Origin of the sequence: Amycolatopsis sp. 2-15, assembly GCF_030285625.1 — a bacterium.
GTDB classification, from domain to species: Bacteria; Actinomycetota; Actinomycetes; order Mycobacteriales; family Pseudonocardiaceae; genus Amycolatopsis; species Amycolatopsis carbonis.
In genome coordinates, this window is record NZ_CP127294.1 from 7727033 (window position 1) to 7746286 (window position 19254).

Consider the following 19254-nt stretch of genomic DNA (forward strand, 5'->3'; position numbering starts at 1 on the left):
AATCAACGGGGCGAGACGTACCTCACGACCCTTTTTCCGCCGCTGAGTGTGCGGGGACGACCCCGGTGCGCCTTCATGCGTGGCAGGTGATGCGCGGGCGACGGGCGGCTGGTGCTGTTCGCGGCAACGGCAGCGAGCGAAGGAGTCAGCCATGTCCGAAGTCGAGGTCAAGCGCGAGGAGAAGCTTTCGCGCGAGGACGCCGCCCAGCGGCTCGCCGCACTCGCCGCCGCGCTGGCGGCAGGGGGCAAGGTGGAGCTCGCGCTCGGCGCCAGCACCGTGAAGATCCACGTGCCCGATGAGGTGGAGATCGAGGTCGAGATCGAAATCGACGGCGGCAAGGTGGAGCTCGAAGTGGAGCTGAAGTGGTCGACCGGGAAACCGGCCCGCGCGGTGGCCACGCGGCGGACCGGCCGGCGAACCGCCGCCGCCGCCGCGAAATGACCCCGTCCGCGAACTGACTCCGGCCCCTGCTCGACACCGGTGCCGGTGCCGGGCAGCCGTACCCCGTCGATACCGGCCAGCCGGTACGGACGCTACCGGCTGGCCGGTATCGACGTATTCCCGGCAGCACCGGGCCCGCAACGGCCGCTGGCGGCAATGTGCGCGGGCGGCGCCGCTGCGACGCTTGGTTTCATGAAATCCAACGAGCGGTCCGCGCGGCGCTCCGAGCCCGAGGACCTCACCACGGTCACCGGGCACACCGGCACGTCGTACCTGTGCCCGGACCTGTCCGCCGTCGACCAGCACATCACCTTGCTGTACCAGGAAATCGAGCGCACTCCCCCGACGAGCCGGCGCGAGGTCGAACAGGCCGTGTGGGCCGACATCGACCTGCTGCTCGACCGCCGCAAGTGGCTCGAGGTGACCACCCTTACCTCTGCGCGGTGACCTGACCGGCGGAGCCGCCGCCGTCCCACCGGATCAGCCGGCCGGGCGCGGTAAGAGCACCTCCGCGCTGCCGCGGTCGATCGCGGCAGCCTCGCCGTCGGCAAAGCGCGGGTACTGCTCCAGGTACCGGTTGCAGTAGGCGCCGGCCCGTTCAGGAGCGAAGGGCCAGTCGCAGCCGTAGTGGCCGAGAGAGCCGTGTCGAAGTAGAAGCGTTTGAGCTCGCAGATCACGTCGTCGGCTTCGCGTGTCGTGTCCACGACGGTCGACGTCAGCCCGGAGAATCGGTAGGCGGCATACGGCAGGAACCCGCCGCCGTGCGAGAGGCGGCATCGGCGACTGCGCCGGGTGGACGAACACGACGGCTCGCCGCCGGTCCAGTTCTTCCCTCAGCGGCGCGAAATCGGCGTCGCCGAAGTAGCGACCCTCCACTTGGACATCAGAACGACCCCGTCGGCCCGCAGGGTGTCACCGAAATGCGTGCCGGGCGCCGTGACGGACAGGACGCTGGTATGGATCGAAGCGCCTTCTGGCCCTGCGCACCAAGCTACGCGCCCGGCAGTTCGAGGCGCTGTCGCGGTATTCGGCACGGGAGCGGCGCGAACTGACCGCGCGCTGCAGGGACTGGCCGACGTCATCGGCGGGAGCCTGGCCGGCCCGGCGCGCTGAGCCGATTGGGCGAAGACCACGAAGTGGGTTGGATGGGCGCATGGCTACCGACGTCACCAACGACTACGACAGTTTCGCCGAGGCTTACGCAGCCGAGAACGAGACCAGCCTCATCAACGCCTACTACGCGCGGCCCGCGATCCTGGACCTGGCCGCGGATGTGACCGGCCGGCGGATCCTCGACGCGGGCTGCGGAGCCGGCCCCGTGTCCGCCGCGCTGCGCGACCGCGGCGCCGAGGTGCGGGGCTTCGACGCCAGCGTCAAGATGATCGAGCTCGCGCGGCAACGGCTCGGCGCCGACGCGGACCTGCGCGTCGCGGATCTGAGCAAGCCGCTGCCGTATCCCGACGCGGAGTTCGACGACGTCATCGCAGCCCTGGTGCTGCACTACCTCGAGGACTGGTCCACTCCCCTGGCCGAGCTGCGGCGCGTGCTGAAGCCCGGCGGCCGCCTGATCGTGGCCGTCAACCACCCGATCATCTTCGAACTGGTCCACCCCGAGTCGAGCTACTTCGCGATCACCCGGTGGTCGGAGGAGTACGACTTCGCCGGCCAGAAGGCCACGCTCACGTACTGGCACCGGCCCCTGCACGCGATGACCGACGCCTTCACCGCGGCCGGCTTCCGGACGGCCGTGATCAGCGAGCCGTACCCGGCGCCGGGCGCGCGCGAGCGGTTCCCCGAGGAGTTCGGGGACAAGCACGCGTTCCTGTGTTTCCTGTTCTTCGTCCTCGAGGCCGTCTGACTCACGGGCCGGATTCCTTGTACTCGGCGAGGACCTCGTCGAGTGAGCCGTGCGCGCGGATACGGCCCTCGTCCAGCCACAGCGCCGTGGTGCACAGCTCGCGCAGCAGGTCGTCGGCGTGGGAGGCGAAGACCAGCGCACCGGAACGGCGGGCGAGGTCGACGAGGCGGCCGCGGGCTTTGGCCAGGAACGCCGCGTCGATCGCGCCGAGGCCCTCGTCGAGGATGAGGATCTCGGGGTCGATGGTGGTCACCACGCCGAGCGCGAGCCGGACCCGCATGCCGGCGGAGTAGGTGCGCAGCGGCAGGTGGAGGTAGTCGCCGAGCTCGGTGAACTCCGCGATGTCGTCGAGCCGGCGCTCCATCTGCCGGCGGCTCATGCCGAGGAACAGGCCGCGGATCAGGATGTTCTCGCGGCCGGAGACCTCGGGATCCAGGCCCACCCCGAGGTCGAACACCGGCGCGATCCGTCCGATGACGCGCGTGCTGCCGCGCGTCGGCTCGTAGATGCCCGACAGCAACCGCAGGAGCGTCGACTTGCCGGCGCCGTTGTGCCCCACCAGGCCGACGCGGTCGCCGTCGCGCAGGGACAGCGTGATGTCGCGCAGCGCCTCGATGACCGGGACCATCGCGGCGGTGCCGATCTTGCCGCCGACCTTGCCGAGCACCTGCTTCTTCAGCGAGCGCGCCTTGGCGTCGAAGATCGGGAAGTCGACGGAGGCGCCCGCCACCTCGATGCTCACCATGCCGCCGCTCCTCCTCGTCTCGTATGCGAATGGAAGTTATCATTCTCATTTGGGCGCCGGCCGGGCGCCCCGAGGCGCGAGGTAACGTGCGGCCGGTGAGTCAGCGATCCGTCGAGCAGGGCTTCCGCCCGCCCCAGCAAGCGCGCAGCCGGGAGTCCCTGCAGAAGGTGCTGGCCGCGGCCGAGCGGGTGCTCGCCGACGGGGGCATCGAGGAGTTCACCGTCGGCGCGGTCGCCGACCAGGCGGGACTGTCGGTGGGGGCCATCTACCGCCGGTTCTCGGGCAAAGACCAGCTGCTGTACGCGGTGAAAGACGACCTGCTCGGCCGGCTGGAGACCACCGTCGGCGACGCGCTTCGCTCGCCGGTGCCCGGGCTTCACGGGACCGTCGCCGCGTTCACCGAAGCCCTGGCGCAGACGTTCACCCGCCACGGGCGCGTCTTCCCCGAGCTGCTCGACGCCCAGCGCACCGAGGGCCGCGACCGCGGCCTCCAGGCGATGGCCACGATCCAGCGGACGTTCGTCGACGCCGCCGAACCCTGCCTCGCCGAGATCCGCCGCCCGGACCGCGCGCTCGCCCTCCGGATGGCGGCGCGGACGATCATCGGCTCGTGCGTGCATCGCGCCGCCTCCGGCCGGTTCTGGCCGGATGACTTGACCTGGAGCACGTGGGCCACCGAGACGGGCGAGATGGCGCTGGCGTATCTGACGTCGCCGGGAAATCCGGAGCCCGGCCGCGGTGACTGAGTCCATTCCGGACATCACCGTCGCGGGCCGGCGGCTGCGGCCCGGCCCGGTTTTCGACACGTACTGGCGGTTCGCCGCCGCCCGCCAGGAGGCCTACTTCGCGCGGCTGCGCGACGACGGGACCGCGACGAGCGATCCGATCCTCGCCCGGCACCGGTTCACGAACTGCTACCGCGCCGCGGACCGGGTGAGCCAGTTCGCCATCCACGACGTGGCCTACGGCGGCCCGCAAGAGCCTCGTGACGTGGTCTTCCGCATGATGCTGTTCAAGTTCTTCAACAAGATCGACACGTGGCGCCTGCTGGAGGCCGAGCTCGGCCCGGTCACCTGGGCGTCGTGGCACCCGGCGGCGGCGCGCGCGGTCCTCGACGCGGCCTGGCGCTCCCGGCGCACGCTCTACTCCCCCGCCTACGTCATCCCGCCACCCCGGCTGGGCGGCACCCGCAAGCACCACGACCATCTGCTGCTGGCCGAAACGATGATCCACGACGGCCTGGCCGAGAAGCTCCAGGACGCCCGCGGCCTGGCGCAGGTCTTCGAACTGCTGCGCGTCTATCCGGGCCTCGGGGACTTCCTGGCCTTCCAGTTCTCGATCGACCTCAACTACACGTCTGTGCTGGACTTTTCGGAGAACGACTTCGTCGTCGCCGGCCCGGGCGCGCGGGACGGCGCCCGCAAGTGCTTCGGGCCCGCCGCCAGCGGCATCGAGGACGCGGTGATCGCGTACCTGACCGACACGCAAGAAGCCCACTTCGCCCGGCTCGGCCTGCGCTTCGCCTCCCTGGGCGGACGCCGCCTGCACCTCGTCGACTGCCAGAACCTGTTCTGCGAAGTCGACAAATATGCCCGCGTCGCGCACCCGGCTGTCCCCGGCATCTCCGGGCGGACCCGGATCAAGCAGCAGTACCACCGCAGCGACGAACCGATGCCGGCTCCGTGGTTTCCCCCGAAGTGGGGCATCACCGAGGCCGTGCGGGCGCAAGCCGCGGCTGTGGTCGTGCCGCGATAGGTTGCCCGTCATGACCGCCTGGCCACCGGCTCCGATCAGAACGGAGCGACTGGTGCTCCGCCCGTCCGAGGCCCGCGACCGTGCCGCGGTCATCGAGTTGTTCGCCTCGCCCGAGGTCGGGACTTACCTCGGTGGCCCGCGATCGCGGGACGAGCTCGAGCGCACCGCTCCCGAGGTGCCCGGGCGGCGCTTCGGTTTCTTCGTGGTCGAGCTCGACGCGGCGATGATCGGCATGATCACGCTCGACCGGCGCGACGCGGCGCGTCCGGGTCGGCTCCGCCCGGGCGCCGAGACGACCGAGATCGGCTACCTGTTCCTGCCGCGGACGTGGGGATTCGGGTACGCCGCCGAGGCGTGCGCGGCGGTGCTCGGCTGGTTCGCCGCAGCGTCGCCCGGTGAGCCGGTGGCACTCTGCACCCAGACCGCCAACGAGCGCTCGATGCGGCTCGCGGCGAAGCTGGGGTTCACCGAGGTGGCGAAGTTCGAGGAGTTCGGCGCCGAGCAGTGGTTCGGTGTGTGGCATTCGACCGCCGAGTCCGGTTGAGCCCCGTGTCAAGGGACAGTCCTTACCCGAAAGCCTCCGATTCGGGTCGTGGTCGCGGCGTAACGTGATCATGGCCGGGGGCCGCCCGCGGCCACTGTGGACAGACGGCGTCGATTGCCGACAAGGGGAGCTCTCAGCCATGAAGCGCACAGACCCGCACCATCCCGAGAATCCGGGCACCACGAGATCCCCGGCGCGGCTGACCCGGCGGTCCTTCGCGGGCGTCGCGGCGCTGGGTGCCACCGGGCTCGCGCTCGCCGTGCCGGGTTCGGCGAGCGCGGCCACGCGGCCCGCGCCGCGGCGGTCCGTCGTGCTCGTGCACGGCGCGTATGCCGACGGGTCGTGCTGGGCCGAGGTGATCCCGCGTCTGCAAGCCGCCGGGATCACGGTCACGTCGGTGCAGAACCCGTTGACCTCGCTCGACGACGACGTGGCCGCGACGCGGCGTGAGCTCGACCTGCAGAGCGGGCGGGCCGTCCTGGTGGGCCACTCCTACGGCGGGTCGGTGATCAGCCAGGCCGGTGACCACCCGGCCGTCGACTCGCTCGTCTACCTGTCCGCGCGGGCGCCGATGGCCGGCGAGGACTACCCCGCGCTCACCGCGCGTTTCCCGGCCGCACCGGCCAGCGCGGGTCTCGTGTACCAGAACGGTTTCGGCCACCTGACCGAAGCCGCGTTCCTCAACGACTTCGCCAACGGCGTCCCCACTGCCAAGGCGCGGGTCCTCTACGCTGCCCAGGGCCGCGTGGCGCAAGATCTGTTCGCGACCAAAACCACCGCCGCCGCCTGGGAAACCAAGCCGAGCAGCTACGTGATCACCACGGCCGACCGCACGACGTCACCCGAGCTCCAGCGCTTCGTGGCCGCCCGGATGAAGGCGCGCACGACGGTGATCAAGTCGGGCCACCTGTCCTTCATCACGCATCCCGACGTCGTCACCCGCGTCATCCTCGAGGCGGTGCACCGGGGCTGAACCTACGAGCGTTCGGCGGCCCTCCGCGAGTCGGCGGCGGTCAGCAGCGAGGCGCCGAGAAGCACCCCGTCCTTCAGGAGGGCTTCGCCGAGCACCGACAGCTGGGACATCCGGTGCCCCTCGCGCCACGCTTCCGGGGTGGTGACGAGGAAGCTGAGCGTGCCGACCATCATCGCCGCGGCCCCGAGGCTGCCGACGGCGGAAGCCCGGGGCGCGAGCGGCTTCGCCACGATCAGACAGCCCGACCCGCACGAAGCACGTCGTCAGCCCGTAGCGCATCACCGGCAGCGCGGTGGCGGCCAGGACGCCCGGGACACTCGTCACCGCACGGCCTCGACCGCGCTCGCGATGAGCCGCAGCACGTCGTCGGGGTGGGAGACCATCGCGACGTGGTTCGTCGCGACCTCGACGGTCGCGGCCTTCATGCGAGCGGCGAACTGGCGCTGGGCCTCGGACGGGATCGCCTGGTCGCCGTCGGCCACCAGGAACCACGCCGGGTGCGACTTCCACGCCGGGACGCCCATCACCTCGTCCAGGGCCGACCAGGCCAGCGGCTGCTGCACGGCGTGCATGACCCGCGCCTTGACCGGGTCCACGTCGGCCGCGAAGTGGTTCACGAAGTCGTCCTCGGGCAGCCACGCGAAGCCCTGCTTGTCGATGTCAAGGTGCGTCAGCGCCGGCGGCAGTGGCCCTTGCTCCAGCAGCCTGCCGATCGTCTCGCCCTCGTCAAGGCCGAACGCCGCCACGTAGACCAGGCCGACGACGTTCGGCGCGTCCGTCCCCCAGTGCGGTGACGATCTGCCCGCCGTACGAGTGCCCGGCGACGACCGTCGGGCCGTCCTGGCGGGCCGGCACCTGGCGCAGCCGGGCGACGTCGCCGGCCAGCGACGCCTCCGCGAACTGGGGTGCGGTGACCCGGTAGCCGTCGGCCTGCAGGCGCTCGATCACCTCGCTCCAGCTGGAACCGTCGGCCCACGCGCCGTGGACGAGGACGATGTTCGGTCGGCGAGCCATGACGGTTCCTCCCCGGGCAGTGGTTTCAAGACCCCTTGGAGGCCGGCGCCGCGGGCGGCGTCGCCTCATCACCCCCGGCGAGTGAACCCTCGCGCGGGCCGAGCCACGCCGCCAGCACGTGGGCCACGACCACCGCGACGATCACCAGCGGCATCACGGCCAGCCCGTCGGACGAGAGCAGCAACGTGGCGAGCAGGACGGACGTCAGCGGCAGGCGCAGCATGACGACGCACATCGCGCCGATCCCCATCGCCACCCCGGCGACGAGCGGCAGGCCCGGCAGGTGCGACAGCGCGATGCCACCCGCGGCGCCGAGGAACATCGACGGGAAGATCGGGCCGCCGCGGAACGCCGACAGCGTCACGCCGTACGCGAGTCCCTTGCAGGCCAGGAGGAGCAGCAGCGTCGAGACCGAGTACGCCGCGCTGTTCTCCAGGAGCTTCGGTAGCGCCGTCTCGCCGGAGAACAGGACGTCCGACAGGCTTCCACCCGCGCCGGTGTAGGCGATCGCGAGCCCGGCGACCACGAGGCCCGCCGCGGGAGTCAGCAGCAGGACGTGGTTTTCGACGCGCGAGTGCAGCAGCAGCGCCAGCCGCCGGATCCCCGTACCCAGCACCGCCGCAGCCGCGCCGATGGCGAGCGCCCAGCCGAACTGCGCGAGGTCGGGGTGGGTGAACGGCGGTAGCTCGGGCAACGCCAGCGAGGCCGCGCCCAGGCCCGTCAGCGAGTCGAGGCCGATGAAGAGCAACGTGCCGATGCCGGCGGCCAGCAGCCCCGGCAGCAGCACCAGCCCCATGGTCGCGCCGGCCAGCCCGGACGCCTCCATCAGCAGGAACGCCCCCAGGATCGGCGACCCGAGCAGCGCGCTGATGGCCGCGAAGCTCCCCGTCGCCGCCACTACGGCACCGACCTGCTTCGGCGCGTGCGGCTGCGCGAGCCGGATCGCGCACACCCCGAGTCCGGCACCGAGTGCGATCAGCGGCGCCTCGGGCCCGAGCACCGCCCCCAGCCCGAGCGTCGCCAACGCGGCCAGCAGCACGCCCGGCAGCTGCCGCGGCGTCGGCTCGTGGCCCGGTGAGAACCCGTAGACAGGCGGATGGCCGCCCCCACCGGGCAGATACCGCACCGCCACCGCGACCAGCAGCCCGCACAGCACCAACAGCGGCACCGGCCACCACCACGGCGCCCCACCGAACCCGAGCGCGCGCGGCAGATCGGTGTACACCCAGCCCTGGAGCGCGCCGACCAGCTGGAGGAAGAAGTACGCCGCCGCGGAGATGGGCACCCCGATGATCGCGGCGAGCAGCAGCAGGCGCACGTAGGCGGGTGAGCGGAGCCGTGCTGCGGGGTCGGGCTGGTCTGGCTGGGTCGACTGGGCCGACTGGCCCGGGTTCGACTGGTCCGGCTGGTCCGGCTGGTCCGGCTGGTCCGGCTGGTCCGGCTGGTCCGGCTGGTCCGGCTGGTCCGGCTGGTCCGGCTGGGCCGGCTGGTCCGGCTGGTCCGGCTGGTCCGGCTGGGCCGGCTGGGCCGGCTGGTCCGGCTGGTCCGGCTGGGCCGGCCCGTCCGAGGTGCCGCCGGCCGGCGCGGGCGAAGCCGTGTCCGCCATGCTCCGCCCACCTCCTCCGCCGGTCCTGCCGCGTCGGCGCGCCGCTCGAGCCGACGTAGGAGGACGAAGCCACGGTGCTCGCCACCGGGCCGCGAAGCATCGCCCGTCCCAGGTGAGCCGGATCGGTCTCGCCGCGGCGGACGGCCGCGAGGTTGAGGTGCGCGGCCGAGATGACCGGCCGGACCGCCGCCGAAACCCCTCGCCCGAGACCGCGGGTGCAAGGTGCCCACGCAGCGACACACATCGCGCGCGCCGAGCTGGCGGCGCCGGGTGTCCGCGGCCGACGAGGCCGAGCCGGCGAAAGCCACCCATCTCGGGTCCGAGCCGGCGCGGACAACGCCGGCCGTGCGATTGAGGCGCGTGACCGGCCGGACCGCCGCGAAAACTACCCGGCGTTCGCCCGCCGAGCCGTGCTGAACCGGCGTTGGTAGGCCGCCGGGCTGATCGACAGCTTCCGCGAGAACACCCGTCGCAGTGCTTCGTAGCTGGGGAAGCCGGCCAGCGTCGCCGCCTGGGTCGCCGTGTGGCCTTGGTCGAGCAGGGCCCGGGCCAGGTCGAAGCGGATGTTCTCGACGTAGCGGGCCGGGGTGGTGTCGAGTTCGTCGTGGAAGAGGCGCGTGAGCTGGCGGGTGCTGACGTTCAGGTGTTTCGCGAGGTCGCCGAGCGAGTGCCTGGCCCCGGGGTTCGCCGTGACGAGGTCGGTGATGGTGCGCAGGGCCGGGGAGCGCGGTGGCGGGCCTTGCAGCGGGGCGGAGAACTGCGACTGCCCGCCCGAGCGCTGCAGGTACACGACCAGCGAACGGGCGACGTCGCGTGTGAGGTCGGGGCCGTGGTCCTCCTCGACGAGGGCGAGGGCCAGGTCGATGCCGGCGGTGACGCCGGCGGAGGTGTAGGTGGTGCCGTCGCGGACGTAGATGGCGTCGGGCTCCACGCGGCACGTCGGGCAGCGGGCGGCGAGCTCGTGGGTGACCTTCCAGTGCGTGGTCGCGCGCTTGCCGTCGAGCAGGCCGGCGGCGGCGAGGACGAACGCGCCCGTGCAGATCGAGGCGACGCGGCGCGCGCCGGCGGCCGGTACGCGGGCGGCTTCGGCCAGGTCGCACGGCACGGGCGTGCGCGGGAAGAGGTCGGATCCGGCCACGAGGTAGGTGTCCGGCGCGGGCTCGGAGCCCACGGAGCCCTCGACCGCGACCTTGAACCCGAGGTTCGACACCACGTCCTCGCCCGTCGGCGAGACGAGCACGATCCGGTAGTCGGCCCCGAAGCGGTTGGCCTCCTTGAACACCTCCGCCGGACCCGCGACGTCCAGCAGGGTCACCCCGTCGAAGACGAGGATCGCCACGACGCGCGCGGCTGAGCCCGGCCGGGCGGTCATGGAGGCGGAAGACGGGCGCACACGGCATTGGTAGCACACCGTCACCACAAAAGTGCGCCGGACGAGTTCCGTTACACTACTTGACCGTAACTGAACCACTCGCTACGTTTCCTCCGTCACAGGCCCGACCGAGAACAGGTCCGGCACGGGCCGCGAGCCCTCTGGCAATGAAGCCACAGGAAGGTGAGTCGAACCATGGTGGAGACGTACGTTCTGGTTCCGGGCGCGTGGCACGGCGCGTGGTCGTGGCGGCCGGTCGCCCAGCGGTTGCGCGCCGCGGGCCACCACGTGGTCGCGCTGACACTGCCGGGCCTCGCGGACGGCGACGATCCCCGTCGCTTCACGCTCGAGGACACAGTGGACTTCCTCGTCGGTTTCCTCGACCGGCACGACCTGACCGACGTCACGCTGGTCGCCCACAGCTGGGGCGGTTACCCCGTTTTCGGTGCGGCCCACCGGGTTCCGCACCGGGTGCGCCGCGTCGTTTTCCACAGCGCGTTCGTGCCGGAGCAGGGCGTTCCGCTCGTGGACGACGTCCCGCCGGGGCACGCCGCGCTCTTCCGGCAGCTCGCACAGGAGTCGGGCGACCACTCCGTGGTCCTGCCCTACTCGGTGTGGCAAAGCGCCTTCGCGCAGGACACGCCCGAGCCGACGCAGAAGCTGATCTACGAACTGCTCGTGCCCCACCCGATGTGCTTCTTCGAACAGCCCCTGCACGCCCCCGCGCTGTCGACGCTCGGCCTGCCCGTCAGCTACCTGGCCGGCGAATGTGACCTGGCCATGCCCCCGGGCGACTACGCGTGGTGCCCGCGGTTCCCCGCCCGGCTCGGGGTCGAGCCGATCACCGTTCCGGGTGATCACGAGGCGTTCCTGACCAGGCCCGACGCCTTCGTCTCGGCACTCCTGCACTCACACACCGTCGACGGCTGAAGCGCGCGTCCTGATCTGAGTGGTTCCTGGCCGGACAAAGGCGGCACGACGGGCGCCTCGATCGGCACCATGAAGACAGACGAAATCCGTCGAGAAAAGAACGGAAGCGCAGCAGTCATGTCAGAGATCATCGCGGGTGTGGAGGTCCCCGAGACGGCGGCGGTCGCCGAGGCGTCGCAGCTCATCCGGGAAACGACCAACCCCCTCATCTACCACCACTCCCGCCGGGTTTACTTCTTCAGCCAGTTCCACGCGCAGCGGCTCGGGGTGAAACCGGATCCGGAGCTGCTCTACCTGGCCGCGATGTTCCACGACACCGGGCTCATCACGCCGTTTTCCGACGTGGAGCAGCGGTTCGAGGTCGACGGCGCCGACCACGGGCGCAAGTTCCTGCTGGACCGGGGTTTCTCGCCCGCGGCCGCCGACACCGTGTGGACGGCCATCGCCCTGCACACCACGCCGGGAATCCCCGGCCGTATGGGCCCGGAAATCGCCACGACCCACCTCGGCGTGCTGACCGACGTGCTCGGTTTCGGATTCGACGGTCTGGATCTCGCCCACGTCGAGGAAATCCTCGCCTTCCACCCGCGCGGCGATTTCAAGACCGATTTCCTGCGCACTTTCGTCGACGCGTTGAAGCACCGCCCGGACACCACCAACGGAACGGTGAACTCCGACATCCTGGAGCACTTCATCCCCGATTTCCGCCGCACGACCACGGTCGAGCGCATCACCGGCTCGCCCTGGTCGAGCTGACCCGGCCACCGAGATGGACGACCGACAGAGCCTGAGCCGGGGCGCTTCCTTCGCCCTGCTCGTCTTCGCCAACGTGCTCCTGATGGCGTCGACGAGCGCGCCCTCGCCGATCTACCCGGTGTACCTGCAGCGGTGGGGCTTTTCGGTGACGATCCTGACGGTCGTGTTCGCCGTGTACGTCGCCGGGCTGGTCGCCGCGCTGCTGACGGTCGGTTCGCTGAGCGACCACGTCGGGCGCCGGCCGGTGCTGGTCGCGTCGCTCCTGGTGGCTGCGGCCGGCACGGCGATCTTCTGGGCGGCCGGCGGGGTCGGCGCGCTCGTGACCGCCCGGATCGTGCAGGGCCTCGCCACCGGGATGGCTACGGGCGCGCTGGCCGCCGGACTGGTCGAGCTCTCCCCCGCGGATCGCCCGCACCGCGGCCCGATGATGACCGCGGTGGGGACGAGTTTCGGCCTCGCCGCCGGTGGCGGGTTGACGGGCCTGCTCGTGCAGGCCGGGCCGCAGCCCGACGCGGTGGTCTTCCCGGTTCTCACCGTGGCGTTCATGGTCGTCGCCGCGCTGGTCTTCACCATCCCCGAGACGGCCACCCCCCGGCCCGGTGTGCTGACGTCGTTGCGCCCGCGCGTTCGCGTGCCGCGCGAGACGCGCCGGGCGTTCCTCGGCGCGGTGCCCGCGATCGTCGCGGGGTGGTCGCTGACCGGGTTGTTCCTCGCGCTCGCCCCTTCGCTGGTGACCGACGTCCTGCACGTGCAGTTCGGCGCCGCGGGCGGCCTCGCCATCGCGGTGCTGTTCCTCGCCAACAGCGCAGGCGGGCTGTGGGCGGCGCGGCACCCGGCGCGGATCGCGACCCTGATGGGCGCGGTCCTGCTGGTCGTCGGCGCGGCCGTGCTGGCAGGCGCCCTCGGCCTCGGCTCCGCGGCCGGCTTCCTCGGCGGGTCGGTGATCGCCGGGCTCGGCGTCGGCCTCACGTTCACCGGGACGCTGCGCGGCATCAGCGCGGCCACCACCACCAAGACGCGGTCGGAAGTGTTCTCCGCCGCCTACGTCGTCAGCTACGCGGCGCTGAGCCTCCCGTCGCTGGCGGCCGGGCTGGTGGCGCCGGCCTGGGGTCTGGAGACGACGGGCTACGTGTACCTCGCGTTCGTCGGCGTACTGTCCGTGAGCGCCGCCGTGCAGTCCTCTTCGGCCCGCCGCGTCGCCGAACTCGTCGCACCCCGACACCATTGAGTGACCGTCCTGAAAGGACCTGACATGCAAGCCATCACCGCACAGGACCAAGGTGCGGGCATCGGCGGCCTCAAGCTCGCCGAGCTGCCCCACCCGCACGCCGCCGAGAACGACGTCATCGTGCGCGTCCACGCCGCCGGCTTCACCCCGGGCGAGCTCGAGTGGCCCGGCACCTGGACCGACCGCGCCGGGCGCGACCGCAGGCCCAGCGTGCCCGGGCACGAACTGTCCGGCGTTGTCACCGAGCTCGGTTACGGCACCACCGGCCTGAGCGTCGGGCAGCGCGTGTTCGGCCTCACCGACTGGTTGCGCGACGGTGCCCTGGCCGAGTACACGGCCGTCGAGGCCCGCAACCTCGCGCCGCTCGCCGCGGACATCGACCACACCGTGGCCGCCGCGCTGCCGATCTCGGGGCTGACGGCGTGGCAGGCGCTGTTCGACCACGCTTCGCTGTCCACCGGCCAGACCGTGCTGATCCACGGCGCCGCCGGCGGTGTCGGGTCCATCGCCGTGCAGCTCGCCCACGAGGCGGGGGCCCACGTGATCGGCACCGGCCGCCCCGCCGACCGCGACTTCGTGCTCGGCCTCGGCGCGCATTCCTTTGTGGACACCGCCTCCTTCGAGTCCGCCGGCCCGGCCGACGTGATCCTCGACGTCATCGGCGGCGAGGTACTGGAGCGCTCTACGAAGCTGGTGCGCCCCGGCGGCACCGTCGTGACCATCGCCGCGCCGCCCGAGGTACAGCCCGCCGACGGGCGCGCCGTTTTCTTCGTGGTGGAACCGGATCGGGCGCGCCTGGCCGATCTGGCGCAGCGCGTCCGCGCCGGACGCCTCAAGCCGATCGTCAGCGGCGTGCGCCCGCTCGCCGAGACGGCGGACGCGTTCGCGCGGCGTCAGCGGACTCCGGGCAAGACGATCATCCGGGTGGCGGAGTGATCAACCCTCGTGTCGCCGGCGGCCTGCTGCTCACCGCGGTGGCGGTCGCCGGCTGCTCGTCCGCCGCGGAGCCCCGGCCCGCCGCCCCGGCTTCGGTTTCGGCTCCGGTCTCCGCTTCCGGTCATCCGGCCGAGACCCTGACCCCGCTGCTCGCCCAGGCCCTGCCGAACATCCCGGGCAAGACGTTCACCTCGTCGATCGTCACGTTCCCGCCGTCCGCCAGCGCGGTCCCCCACCGGCACGGCGACGCTTTCGTCTACGCCTACGTGCTCGAAGGCACGGTCCGCAGCCAGCTCGAAGGCCAGCCCGCCCACACCTACCACCAGGGCGACAACTGGACCGAACAGCCGGGCGCGCACCACGTGGCCACGGACAACGTCAGCGCGACCGAACCGGCGAAACTGCTGGTCGTGTTCGTGGCGACGACCGGAGAGCAGCTGAAGGTCGACGACCCGCACGGCTGAGCCGCCGGGAGCCCGGTCCCGACTCGACAACCTCACCGCTTCGCGACCAATGATCAAGAAGCGGTGAGGTTGTCGAGCATCAACGACAGCGTGAACTCGAACCGCTCATGACCGGACCCCGACGTCAGCTCGGCCGCATGCCGGCGCGTGTGGGGGAAACGCTCGGCCGGCAGAGCGCCCAATCGCTCGACGAGGTCCTCCCGGCTGAGCACCCAGTCGTCGTCCTCGGTTTTCCGGCGCTGGTCGACCAGCGACCGTTCCCAGGCATAAGCGGTGACGTACAGCGTGAGGGAGTCCAGCACCCACGCGGCGGTCTGCGCGGGGACGCCGCCGGCCAGCAGGAGGCCGAGGATGCCCTCGCTGACGCGCAGGGTTTCCTGGTGCGTGGGCACCAGGGCGAGCGCCGCGCGGGACACGCCGGGGTACTTGAGGTACTGGTCGCGCAGCTGGGCGTAGACGTCGTGGATCTGCTGCCGCCACTGCGCGGGGTCCGGCTCGGGTAACGAGATCTCCGCGCAGAGCCGGCCGATGAGCAGGTCGTCGAGGTCGGTCTTCGTGGTGATGTGGGCGTAGAGCGACGACGGCCCGGTGCCCAGCACGGCCGTGACACGGCGGATGGTCAGCGCGTCGTAGCCCTCGGTGGCGACGACCTGCAACGCGGCGTCCGTCATGCGCTCGGCGGTGATGGGCGGCTTGCGGGAGGCGGCGGACTCGGAGCGCTGAGCACGGCGGGAGGCGGCGGGCATGGGCGCCACCCTACCTTGACACGAACTTAGTTCGTCATCTAGAACTTAGTTCGTGAGCACTGAACTTAGTTCGTCAGCCGTGCCGAGAACGGCGCAGCTCCCCCTCCGCCAGGCCTGGCTGGTGCTGGTCGTCGTGGTCGTCGCGGAGCTGATGGACCTCGTCGACACGAGCGTCGCCAACCTGGCCGGGCCGTCGATCCGCGCGGATCTCGGTGGGGGCCGATGACGCTGCCGTGGGTGCTCTCGGCCTACACCGCGGCGTTCGCGCTCGGCCTCGTCACCTCGGGCCGCCTCGGTGACCTGCTCGGCCGCCGCCGGCTGTTCCTGCTGGGGATGGCCGGCTTCACCGTCGCGTCGCTGGCCTGCGGGCTCGCGCCCAGCGCCGGGTTCCTCATCGCCGCCCGCGTGGTCCAGGGCCTGTTCGGCTCGGTGATGATCCCGCAGGGCCTGGCGCTGGTGAAGATCGTCTTCCCGCCCGAGCACCTGCGCAAGGCGCTCATGCCGTTCGGCCCGATCATGGGCCTGGCCACGGTCGCCGGCCCGGTCCTGGCCGGCTGACTGCTGCGCCTGGACCTGTTCGGCAGCGAGTGGCGCTCGATCTTCCTCATCAGCGTCCCGTTCGGCGTTCTCGCCGGCGCGCTCGCCTGGTGGGTCCTGCCCCGCCACAGCGGCGAAGACCGCGCCGCCCGCCTCGACCTGCGTGGCATCGGCCTGCTCACCGCCGGTTCGGCACTGCTGATCGTGCCGCTCATCCAGGGCCGCGACCTCGGCTGGCCCGCGTGGACGTACGTGCTGATCGCCGCCGGCCTGGTGGCCTTCGGGCTGTTCGCCGCGTCCGAACGCCGCAGCGCGCATCCGGTCATCTCGCCGTCGTTGTTCCGCAGGCGCAGTTTCGTGGTGGGCCTGCTGGTCGTCGGCCGGTTCTACGCCGCGCTCAGCGCGTTCGTCCTGGTGCTCAACCTGCTGCTGCAGTCCGGCCTGAGCTGGTCACCGCTGCAGACCGGTTTCGCCCTGATCCCGTGGGCCGCGGGCACCGCGGCCGCCACGTTGCTCTCCGGCGCCGTACTCGCCGCGAAACTCGGGCGAGCGAACCTCCACTGGGGACTGGCCATCGCGGTCGCCGGCCTGCTCGGACTCTGGTGGTCGATCGCCCACTGGCGCGCGGCCGTCACGATGTGGCAACTGGCCCCGGCGCTGCTGGTGACCGGACTCGGTTGCGGGCTGCTGTTCGTGCCGCTGTTCGACTTCGTCCTCGGCGACGCCAACACCGAAGAGGTCGGCACCGGCGCCGGCGTGCTCAACGCGGCCCAGCAGTTCGCCGGCGCCCTCGGCGTCGCCGCGCTCGGCACCGTGTTCTTCGCCCGCGTCGGCCCGTCTTCCCCCGCGTCGTACATTTCCGCCGCCGAGCTGGTGTTCGGCCTCTGCGCCGGCGTGTACGTGCTGGTGCTGCTGCTGGTCCGGTTCCTGCCGAAGCACGCCCAGCGGTGAAACTCAGTCGCCCAGGCCGTAGCGCCGGAGGCGCTTGTACAGGGTGCCGCGCGCCATGCCGAGCCGGTGCGCCGCCGCGGTCTTGTTGCCACGGCAGGCGATCAGGACCTCGCGGATGATCTCGGCTTCGGCGTTCTGGAGCGGGTTTTCGTGCTCCGACAACGAAACCGCGCTGAAAATCAGGACACAGCCGTCTTCGAAGCGGCCCGGCGTGACGGGGCGGACGGTGGCGACCCGGCCGTCGGCGAGGGTCAGGTGCGTGGCCGAGGGGCCGGCTTGGCGCAGCATCGACCACAGCGTCGCGCGGTCGGGCAGGGTCGCGACGGGACCACCGTCGCTGATCATGATCTCGCCGTCGAGCGTGATCACCGTTGCGCCGGGCAGGGAGCGGAACGTCATGTGCGCGTCGACGAGCCGGCGCTGCCGGGGCGTGGCCGCGTCGCGCAACGCGGAACGCAGGCGCTCGGCGAAGGCGACGACGGCGGCCATCACGAAGCGGTTGGTGTGCTCGGCGCGGCAGCACACGTTGACCGAGCCGAGCAGCAGCCGCGTGGTCGGGTCGACGATCGGCGCGGTCGCGCACGTGTAGGGGTGCCAGGCCTGCTTGTAGTGCTCGGCCCCCACCACCATCGACGCGGACCGCACCGCCATCGAGAGCCCCACCCCGCAGGTGCCGACGCCGTCCTCGACGTAGCGGTGCCCGGGCTCGACCTCCACCTGCTGCAGGTCACGGCGCAACGCGGGATCGGACTCCCAGCGCCAGGTCAGCGTGCCGCGCGGGTCGACCAACGCGACCGACGCGGCGTCGCCCACGAGCAGATCGGCCGTGCCGGGGATGACGCGGCTGCCGACCGCGACGAGCAGGGTTTCGGGGTCGAACCGAGCGGGCGCGAGGTCGAGCCGTTCGGGATCGACGCCGGACTGCCGCGACCGCACCCACGACTCCTCGATCTCCGGGCGCGCCGCCCCGCGGCGATCGGCCTCGAGGAACTGCTGCCAGACGTCCGAAGCAGGCACGGGCGGCTCCTCTCCTGGCGTCGTCGCCGGGAGACCCGAGTGTGCAGGATCGGTGAAGCGCGCGGCCAGCCCCCGAACGGGCGGGGTGTTCATCTTTTGAACGGTTCCGCCGCGCGTCCGGTGTGGCGCGGCACACCGGCGTTACCGTCGATCACCCGGCCGGCGAAGTCAAGGAGGACTCATGCGTTTCGGCGTCTTCATGGCCCCGTTCCACGCCTCACCGACCAAGAGCCCGGTGGCGGCACTGGCTCGCGACATCGAGACGATCAAGCTGCTCGACCGGCTCGGCTACGACGAGGCGTGGATCGGCGAGCACCACTCCTGCGGCGTCGAGCTCATCGCGAGCCCGGAGATCTTCATCGCCCACGTCGCGGCTCAGACGAAGACGATCAAGCTCGGCACCGGCGTGCTCTCGCTGCCGTACCACAACCCGTTGTGGGTGGCCGACCGCGCGATCCTGCTCGACCACCTCACCCGCGGCCGGTTCATGCTCGGCCTCGGCCCGGGCTCGCTGCCCACCGACGCGTCCATGATCGGGCTCGACCCCCTCAGCCAGCGCGGCGCGCTGGAGGAGGACACCGACGTGCTGATGCAGCTGCTCAACGGCGCCGAACCCGTGACGGTCAAGACCGACCGCTACCAGCTGCGCGACGCGCTGTGCCAGCTGCGGCCCTTCACCCAGGGCGGGCTGGAGGTCGGCGTCGCCGCGATCGCGTCGCCGTCGGGGCCGCGCATCGCCGGCAAGCACGGCCTCAGCCTCCTGTCGATCGGCGCGACCCTGACCGGCGACCTCGACCTGCTGGCCCAGCACTGGGACGTCGCCGAGGAACGCGCCACGCAGTTCGGCGCCACGATGAACCGCGACGGCTGGCGCCTCGTCGGCCCGATGCACCTGGCCGAGACGAAGGAACAGGCCTATGCCGAGGTCGAGCACGGCCTCGACGACTGGTGCAACTACCTGCAGCACGTCGCCGCCGTCCCGCACTTCGAGCCCGGCGGCGCGACGTTCACCGAACGCGTCGACTGGATCAACGCCAGCGGCATCGGCGTGATCGGCACCCCGGAGGACGCGATCCGCCAGATCGGCACCCTCGAGACGCAGTCGAAGGGCGGCTTCGGCTCGTATCTGATGATGGCGCACGAGTGGGCGACCCCGGCCGCCACGGCGCGGCACTACGAGCTGTTCGCCGAAGCCGTCGCCCCGCACTTCCAGCAGCGGCTCGACCGCCTCGCCGCCACCGAGGCGCAGGCGAAGAAGCTGCGGGCCGAGCTGCACAGCCGGCAGGGCCAGGCACTGGAGGAGGCGAAGGCCCGGCACGAGGCGGAGAAGTCCGGTTGATCGTGGGCGCGGCGGCACCGGTTCTGGTGCCGCCGCGGGCG

At 71.7% G+C, this 19254-nt stretch carries 22 protein-coding genes and 1 pseudogene; 15 read left to right on the plus strand and 8 right to left on the minus strand.

Annotated elements, in window-relative coordinates:
* Positions 1-151: 151 nt before the first annotated feature.
* The 3 genes from QRX50_RS38205 to QRX50_RS38215 all read left to right on the plus strand — a co-directional run bounded on the left by QRX50_RS38205 (position 152) and on the right by QRX50_RS38215 (position 2300).
* Entirely contained in the window at positions 152-442 is a 291-nt protein-coding gene (locus tag QRX50_RS38205) for an amphi-Trp domain-containing protein (RefSeq protein ID WP_285967931.1), read from the plus strand.
* Positions 443-634: 192 nt separating this feature from the next.
* Entirely contained in the window at positions 635-889 is a 255-nt protein-coding gene (locus tag QRX50_RS38210; RefSeq protein ID WP_285967932.1) for a hypothetical protein, read from the plus strand.
* Between the two features lie 706 nt (positions 890-1595).
* On the plus strand, positions 1596-2300 hold the full coding sequence (locus tag QRX50_RS38215; RefSeq protein ID WP_285967933.1) for a class I SAM-dependent methyltransferase: 705 nt from the start codon (positions 1596-1598) through the stop codon (positions 2298-2300).
* 1 nt (position 2301) lies between these two features.
* Here QRX50_RS38215 and wzt read toward each other — a convergent pair whose 3' ends face one another.
* Positions 2302-3045 (minus strand): galactan export ABC transporter ATP-binding subunit Wzt/RfbE, encoded by a 744-nt coding sequence (gene wzt, locus QRX50_RS38220; protein WP_285967934.1) that lies wholly within the window; start codon positions 3043-3045, stop codon positions 2302-2304.
* 95 nt (positions 3046-3140) lie between these two features.
* Between wzt and QRX50_RS38225 the strand changes: the two genes are divergently transcribed.
* The 4 genes from QRX50_RS38225 to QRX50_RS38240 all read left to right on the plus strand — a co-directional run bounded on the left by QRX50_RS38225 (position 3141) and on the right by QRX50_RS38240 (position 6317).
* Positions 3141-3791 (plus strand): TetR/AcrR family transcriptional regulator, encoded by a 651-nt coding sequence (locus QRX50_RS38225; RefSeq protein ID WP_285967935.1) that lies wholly within the window; start codon positions 3141-3143, stop codon positions 3789-3791.
* Positions 3784-4800, plus strand: coding sequence for a nucleotide kinase domain-containing protein (locus tag QRX50_RS38230; protein WP_285967936.1), 1017 nt, complete (start codon positions 3784-3786; stop codon positions 4798-4800). Before QRX50_RS38225 ends, QRX50_RS38230 begins: the two co-directional genes overlap by 8 nt.
* Positions 4801-4852: 52 nt before the next feature.
* On the plus strand, positions 4853-5344 hold the full coding sequence (locus QRX50_RS38235) for a GNAT family N-acetyltransferase (protein ID WP_285967937.1): 492 nt from the start codon (positions 4853-4855) through the stop codon (positions 5342-5344).
* 139 nt (positions 5345-5483) lie between these two features.
* Positions 5484-6317: an alpha/beta fold hydrolase gene (locus QRX50_RS38240; RefSeq protein WP_285967938.1), complete on the plus strand. Its 834-nt coding sequence runs from the start codon at positions 5484-5486 to the stop codon at positions 6315-6317.
* A 2-nt stretch (positions 6318-6319) separates the two neighbouring features.
* Here QRX50_RS38240 and QRX50_RS38245 read toward each other — a convergent pair whose 3' ends face one another.
* From QRX50_RS38245 to QRX50_RS38265, 5 genes are all read right to left on the minus strand, one after another.
* Complete coding sequence (locus QRX50_RS38245) at positions 6320-6547, minus strand: DUF417 family protein (RefSeq protein ID WP_285967939.1); 228 nt, start codon at positions 6545-6547, stop codon at positions 6320-6322.
* A 90-nt stretch (positions 6548-6637) separates the two neighbouring features.
* Entirely contained in the window at positions 6638-7063 is a 426-nt protein-coding gene (locus QRX50_RS38250) for an alpha/beta fold hydrolase (protein WP_285967940.1), read from the minus strand.
* Positions 7044-7331 (minus strand): alpha/beta fold hydrolase, encoded by a 288-nt coding sequence (locus QRX50_RS38255; RefSeq protein WP_285967941.1) that lies wholly within the window; start codon positions 7329-7331, stop codon positions 7044-7046. Before QRX50_RS38255 ends, QRX50_RS38250 begins: the two co-directional genes overlap by 20 nt.
* A 25-nt stretch (positions 7332-7356) precedes the next feature.
* Entirely contained in the window at positions 7357-8937 is a 1581-nt protein-coding gene (locus tag QRX50_RS38260; RefSeq protein WP_285967942.1) for a chloride channel protein, read from the minus strand.
* A 385-nt stretch (positions 8938-9322) separates the two neighbouring features.
* Positions 9323-10309, minus strand: a complete 987-nt coding sequence (locus tag QRX50_RS38265) for a GlxA family transcriptional regulator (protein ID WP_285967943.1) — start codon at positions 10307-10309, stop codon at positions 9323-9325.
* 195 nt (positions 10310-10504) lie between these two features.
* On the opposite strand from QRX50_RS38265, the gene QRX50_RS38270 reads away from it, so the two are divergent.
* The 5 genes from QRX50_RS38270 (at position 10505) to QRX50_RS38290 (ending at position 14623) form a co-directional block, all read left to right on the plus strand.
* The gene (locus tag QRX50_RS38270) at positions 10505-11239 is read left to right on the plus strand and encodes an alpha/beta fold hydrolase (RefSeq protein ID WP_285967944.1); all 735 of its coding nucleotides are present in this window, start codon (positions 10505-10507) and stop codon (positions 11237-11239) included.
* 117 nt (positions 11240-11356) lie between these two features.
* Positions 11357-11995, plus strand: coding sequence for an HD domain-containing protein (locus QRX50_RS38275; RefSeq protein WP_285967945.1), 639 nt, complete (start codon positions 11357-11359; stop codon positions 11993-11995).
* A gap of 13 nt (positions 11996-12008) precedes the next feature.
* Positions 12009-13223 carry an MFS transporter gene (locus tag QRX50_RS38280; protein WP_285967946.1) on the plus strand — a complete coding sequence of 405 codons (1215 nt, stop codon included), beginning with the start codon at positions 12009-12011 and terminating at the stop codon, positions 13221-13223.
* A gap of 24 nt (positions 13224-13247) precedes the next feature.
* Positions 13248-14159, plus strand: coding sequence for an NADP-dependent oxidoreductase (locus QRX50_RS38285; protein ID WP_285967947.1), 912 nt, complete (start codon positions 13248-13250; stop codon positions 14157-14159).
* A complete protein-coding gene (locus QRX50_RS38290; protein ID WP_285967948.1) occupies positions 14156-14623 on the plus strand; it encodes a cupin domain-containing protein in 468 nt (155 codons plus the stop codon). The genes QRX50_RS38285 and QRX50_RS38290 overlap by 4 nt, the downstream gene beginning before the upstream one ends.
* Positions 14624-14676: 53 nt before the next feature.
* Here QRX50_RS38290 and QRX50_RS38295 read toward each other — a convergent pair whose 3' ends face one another.
* Positions 14677-15369: a TetR/AcrR family transcriptional regulator gene (locus QRX50_RS38295; RefSeq protein ID WP_285967949.1), complete on the minus strand. Its 693-nt coding sequence runs from the start codon at positions 15367-15369 to the stop codon at positions 14677-14679.
* A gap of 52 nt (positions 15370-15421) precedes the next feature.
* On the opposite strand from QRX50_RS38295, the gene QRX50_RS38300 reads away from it, so the two are divergent.
* Both QRX50_RS38300 and QRX50_RS38305 read left to right on the plus strand, forming a co-directional pair.
* On the plus strand, positions 15422-15595 hold the full coding sequence (locus QRX50_RS38300; protein WP_285967950.1) for a hypothetical protein: 174 nt from the start codon (positions 15422-15424) through the stop codon (positions 15593-15595).
* Positions 15592-16857: pseudogene (locus QRX50_RS38305) on the plus strand (MFS transporter). The gene QRX50_RS38300 and the pseudogene QRX50_RS38305 overlap by 4 nt, the downstream one beginning before the upstream one ends.
* Positions 16858-16860: 3 nt before the next feature.
* Here QRX50_RS38305 and QRX50_RS38310 read toward each other — a convergent pair.
* Positions 16861-17874 carry a helix-turn-helix domain-containing protein gene (locus tag QRX50_RS38310; protein ID WP_285967951.1) on the minus strand — a complete coding sequence of 338 codons (1014 nt, stop codon included), beginning with the start codon at positions 17872-17874 and terminating at the stop codon, positions 16861-16863.
* A gap of 181 nt (positions 17875-18055) precedes the next feature.
* Between QRX50_RS38310 and QRX50_RS38315 the strand changes: the two genes are divergently transcribed.
* Positions 18056-19213, plus strand: a complete 1158-nt coding sequence (locus QRX50_RS38315) for an LLM class flavin-dependent oxidoreductase (RefSeq protein ID WP_285967952.1) — start codon at positions 18056-18058, stop codon at positions 19211-19213.
* Positions 19214-19254 lie beyond the last annotated feature (41 nt).